Source organism: Actinospica durhamensis, assembly GCF_018139695.1.
GTDB classification, from domain to species: domain Bacteria; phylum Actinomycetota; class Actinomycetes; order Streptomycetales; family Catenulisporaceae; genus Actinospica; species Actinospica durhamensis.
Genome location: NZ_JAGSOG010000585.1, coordinates 1 through 1,277 on the forward strand (window position 1 = coordinate 1; position 1,277 = coordinate 1,277).

A 1,277-nucleotide genomic window follows, 5' to 3' on the forward strand; every position below is an offset into this window, starting at 1 on the left:
TTCGCCCGGCGCCCCACTCCGCCGGCGATACCCGAGCACGCCTGGATCAACGAACCGAAACCAGAGACAGAACCCGTCCTACGCTATCCATAACAACAGGCCGTCTTACTTGACTTGACAACTTCCGCCCGGCCGGCCGGCCTGCCACCATCGATGAGAAGGACACTGACGATGGCCACCCCCTCCGCCCCGCCGATCCTCGACGAGCTCGACCGCCTGCTGCGCCGGATGAGGCTGCCCTACCTGCGCAAAGCGGCCCCCGACGTCCTCGCCACCGCCCGCGCCCAGTGCTGGGACCCGCCGCGGTCCTGCGGATCCTGTTCAACGAAGAGGTCGAAGGCCGCAACTCCGCCACCCGCCGCACCCGCAGACACGCCGCGCACTTCCCGACCGGCAAGACCCTCGGCTCCTGGCGGGCCAAGGACTCCTCGATCCCCATGCCCACCCAGAACACCCTGAGCACCCTCGAATGGATCGGCCGCAAGGAGAACCCGGTGATCTCAGGACCCTCAGGCACCGGCAAGAGCCACTTCACACCGAGGGCCTGGCCCAGGCCGCGATCGAGAAGGACCTGAAGGCTCCCGCTTCGGTCTGAGTCGCGTCCTGCTGCCTCTTGCGGAGCCGCAGAGCGGCCACGACGCTCGGCGGGAGCGAAGGGAAGTCGTGTCGGAGTCCTCGGTCTTGGTCTCGCGGCGCATCAGTTCACTGCCGGCCCGCTGGAGCTGGTCCATCGTGCGCAGCGCGGCGCGTTCTAGTTTACCGCTCCCAGGTGAGCCTGAGCACGTCCCCCCGGCGCAGGCCGAGGACGAGGAAGAGGACCCACGGGGCGAAGAGCGGGTCACCGGCGCTGCTTCCCGAGGGCGTCACCCGGAGGGTTGCCTGGCGCCAGCCGGCGCGTCAAGCGCTCTTTGCTTGTTGCTTGACGCATCGGCCGGCGCCAGGCAGAACAGTGTTTGCCGCCACCGGGGATGATCCGAGCAGCCCCCCGCTCAATGGGCTGCGGCCGAGGGCGAGAGCAGATTCCGACGCAGGCTGTAGCGTTGTTGCCTGGCATTATGACACCATCGTGACATGATGGCATGGATGCAGTCGCGGTCACTGCTGGTCTTCTTTGTGATCTGCTTCGCCGCTTTGCTTCTCGCCAGCCTGGCGTGTCAACGGCCACGAAGTGACCTTGTTGGGCGGACAGCGGATGGCGAGGCTGGCGGACAGCGGAAGTCCAGGCTGGTGCCCACCGATGTCCCGGTGGGCGGCCGTGGGGTTCCCGCGAGGATGGT

Annotated in this window: 2 protein-coding genes; one reads left to right on the top strand and one right to left on the bottom strand. The window is 67.5% G+C overall.

Annotation, left to right across the window (positions count from 1 at the left end; translation table 11 throughout):
• The first annotated feature begins 287 nt into the window (after positions 1 to 287).
• Positions 288 to 575, top strand: coding sequence for an ATP-binding protein (locus tag KDL01_RS41175; RefSeq protein ID WP_212534152.1), 288 nt, complete (start codon positions 288 to 290; stop codon positions 573 to 575).
• Positions 576 to 1,095: 520 nt separating this feature from the next.
• Here KDL01_RS41175 and KDL01_RS41180 read toward each other — a convergent pair.
• Positions 1,096 to 1,277: hypothetical protein (locus KDL01_RS41180; RefSeq protein WP_212534153.1), on the bottom strand; the 182-nt coding region annotated here is incomplete at its 5' end.